5 protein-coding genes and 1 pseudogene are annotated in these 3,260 nt (G+C 38.2%); 2 read left to right on the plus strand and 4 right to left on the minus strand.

Annotated features, from left to right (window positions below):
• Positions 1-168: 168 nt before the first annotated feature.
• From D1Z90_RS20260 to D1Z90_RS20275, 4 genes are all read right to left on the minus strand, one after another.
• The gene (locus tag D1Z90_RS20260) at positions 169-504 is read right to left on the minus strand and encodes a hypothetical protein (protein ID WP_119912589.1); all 336 of its coding nucleotides are present in this window, start codon (positions 502-504) and stop codon (positions 169-171) included.
• Positions 505-629: 125 nt separating this feature from the next.
• Complete coding sequence (locus tag D1Z90_RS20265) at positions 630-1,025, minus strand: hypothetical protein (protein ID WP_119912590.1); 396 nt, start codon at positions 1,023-1,025, stop codon at positions 630-632.
• Between the two features lie 2 nt (positions 1,026-1,027).
• Positions 1,028-1,873, minus strand: coding sequence for a Panacea domain-containing protein (locus D1Z90_RS20270; RefSeq protein WP_119912591.1), 846 nt, complete (start codon positions 1,871-1,873; stop codon positions 1,028-1,030).
• 160 nt (positions 1,874-2,033) lie between these two features.
• Positions 2,034-2,399 carry a hypothetical protein gene (locus tag D1Z90_RS20275; RefSeq protein ID WP_119912592.1) on the minus strand — a complete coding sequence of 122 codons (366 nt, stop codon included), beginning with the start codon at positions 2,397-2,399 and terminating at the stop codon, positions 2,034-2,036.
• A gap of 187 nt (positions 2,400-2,586) precedes the next feature.
• Between D1Z90_RS20275 and D1Z90_RS21225 the strand changes: the two genes are divergently transcribed.
• The gene (locus D1Z90_RS21225) at positions 2,587-2,796 is read left to right on the plus strand and encodes a hypothetical protein (protein WP_147378815.1); all 210 of its coding nucleotides are present in this window, start codon (positions 2,587-2,589) and stop codon (positions 2,794-2,796) included.
• A 209-nt stretch (positions 2,797-3,005) separates the two neighbouring features.
• Positions 3,006-3,260 (plus strand): annotated as a pseudogene (locus D1Z90_RS20285) (IS4 family transposase); the annotation flags it as partial.

Here is a 3,260-nt window from a genome sequence, read left to right on the forward strand (position 1 = left end):
ATGGACTCGTTGCGGTACAAGCGAAGTGGCATTTTGACTTTCAAGCCAACACAATAAAACATCGCAGAGTGCTTTCCCTACCCCGCTTAGGGAGGGAAGCCCGGAGCCATAGGCGATATCAAATTCACGAGTCCCAATATCAATGGGCAATACTGGAATATCAGCGGCTCACGCACAACGCTGGACTGGGGAAATTATGAGGGGATCCGTCAGTGCCTCAGGTGATTTGTCATCATCATATTTATAGAAAATATCATGCTTGATGTTCCCTATACTTTTAATACCTAATTCTGCTCTTTCTTCTTCATTAGGTTCAATATTTTGATAGTCTAAATTCAGACTATTGCATAAATCTGATATAACTGAATCAGGAATATTAATTTCTTCAGCCGCTGTGCTGATCTTGTATTTATCTATTGTTTTACTAATGAATGCAGAAAATTCAACATTACTCTTATCTCTTTGGATTGGATGTAAAGTACCAATCAAAACTACTTTATTCAATTTGGAAACCTCTGGAACATAACGCCCGCCTCAGCGGCAGACAAATCTGGCGCTTTTTTTGCCGTTTTTTGGCAAAATGAGTGACAGGTTTGGCTGTCCGATTGCAGGCGCTTGTTAGGTGCTGATTAGACGACTCTAAACGTCGAATTTTTCCGAATAGCCGTAGTTACGGCGCCTTTCTTTTTTCCTTTGATTAACGAATGAGATTCATTTGGAGTGAATGGGTCGTTCGCAACTTCAGCAACAGGATCATGCAAGAACTGTTGCGCCCAAGCACTTACAACCTCACCTTCCCGCTTAGGATTTCTTGGGTTCCTGATCTCATCACAAACAGTTATCGAAATAACCATATTTCTGCCATGCGCAACCTGCGCAGATGCTTCTGGATTCTCTTGATATTTCATCCAATCACAAGACATTTCAGGATCGTTAAATATTGAGAGCGGTAATTCATCTTGATCTTCAGGAAGAATATTAGGACTAGCATATCGATAAAGCGTTTCACCATCATTTATAGACATTATTATGCTACCCCTTCCAAAAACATACCAACCTCTTCGCTGAATTCTTCAAGCGAGATATCGTATTCATTAAAGCTGTCAGCGACTTCAATGGAAACTTCCACTTGGGAATTATTGTGAAAATGTAAATATATATTTTTATCTTCAAGATGAAGTTCAATACCTACACCACCTGTTGGTATTGGTCCAAGTAATAATTTGGGGATGTTTGGTGCTGCATGCTTAGCAAATAAATCTCTTTCAAATGTATGTAAGAATTTTTTACATGCAATACATATTTCTTTTGTTGGAGCAGCAGCGCCACCAGATATCCAATCATCTCCAATTTGATCTAGGGAAGACAAATAACTCTTTCTTTTCGCTATTAACCTTGAAAACTCTACCTTCTCCTTGGAAATTTCAATATATTGCTCTTTGCTATCAAAATTATTGAAATACTCATGGATCAAATCTTTTTCAATAAGGTTATTTCTTCCTTGAATGTAGTTTCTTTCCCAAGGGTAGTCTGTATGTGACATATCGATTAGATTCGATTGCCCAAGAACTAAAAAGGAAGACAGAATCCCAGCCAAAAATTGCTTTTTGGAGTCATTCAGCGTTGCAGTTGAAGCATCTTCAGCAACATCTAAGCAGTTATATCCATACTGTCTAAAACGTCCCCATATTGAGCTATTTACAGGACCATGTTGCCAAGCATCCATATTTTCAGAGAATAGGGGCTCGCCATACTGAGCAAGATAAAACCCTTGCGAAAAATACAATAATTTTTGTAATTCTCTATGAGTTATTCCAATTTGGCTTTCTCGTATGAGGTAATTGGCAACCTCATGTATATCTGAACTACTCATATTACCTCTTGTTTAAAATGATTTATCACAGCTTAAACTCTAGAGCTATCTTAGCACCTAACGCCGTTTTAAGCGGCGAGTAACAGCTTGCTAAAATGTGAAACGAAGTGGAACCGAGCAAGCTGTGTCACGAGTCCGACTTGAAAACCTTGTTAGTTGCCTATTTAATCAAATTTAAATTGCCATCCACGAAGCCAACAGCAAAAGCTTTTGCTCGCTTTAGTTTACTTGCGTTAACGTAATTTGACTTTATATAACCGCGAGCCATATTAACAATTTTTTGTTCTGCAACTTCCCATGATTTGCCAAATAAATCGTTTGAAACCTCAATAGAGCGAGTTGTAGGAATCCAATCTTCGTTACACGCCCAATCTTCATCTTCTGTATCGAATTCATTTGAGCCAACAATTTCAATGACAAAAGGAGACTCATAAACGTTAATGTTAAACGCTATTACGTGCGCAGGTATTTCGACACTGAGTTGGCTATCTAACCAAATTGAAAAATCCAGCTCGTTTTGAATCATTCACCAAATTCTCCTAGGCAACTAACGCCCTGTTAAGCTGTAAAAAATGGTTGGCTATAATCGCGAAGCGATGGCCAACTGTTTTTTATCAGTTTAAACAGCTTGTTATATGCCCTTTCTCGCGTTCAAAGAGTTTAACGATAGATAGCCACCTAAAACCCCAAAACATAAATATAGAAACAATGGCATGCTAAATTCTGGTAAACCAGAAAATATAACTACCACAATAAATAAACTGCCAATTATAAAATTAAATAAGCTGATTGCTGAAAATATTCGAGGCTTTCTAAATAAGCCAAATAAGATTGTCGCAAAATATACAAAAGCACATATTGCACCGATTGCTCTATTACCAGTTAAGTTTTCAAATCCTTTATCGACCGAAGTAAACAAATAAACACAAGTTAGAATGCAATAAAAGGAAATCAATATTTTGTTACTAAGTTGCACACTCATCGAATACCTCGGGCATATAACGCCTCGTTCTCACGAATCCCCTCATAATTTCCAATAAAAACAATGAGTAGACGCGCATCGCTCATTCTGATCTAATGAATTTCGCCAAAAACACACCTTATCAAATGAATTTAATAGGAATTCCTAACGATGCGCGATATTCAAATTCTACAGCAAACACTGACAGAACAATGCCCTAATATTCACAAAAAACGACTGAGCTCTCTGATACTTGCCACTAAAAGCGTGCTCAATGGCGCTGATTTAACCTTAACCAAGCTTGGCAGAAAACTGGATTCCAACACCACGGTTAAGCATGCCATTAAGCGTGTCGATAGGCTGCTCGGTAACCCACATTTACACCGCGAAAAAGACTCCATTTATAAGTGGCACGCCCACTTAATT

This window comes from Motilimonas pumila, from assembly GCF_003596335.1.
Lineage (GTDB): Bacteria > Pseudomonadota > Gammaproteobacteria > Enterobacterales > CBDFNC01 > Motilimonas > Motilimonas pumila.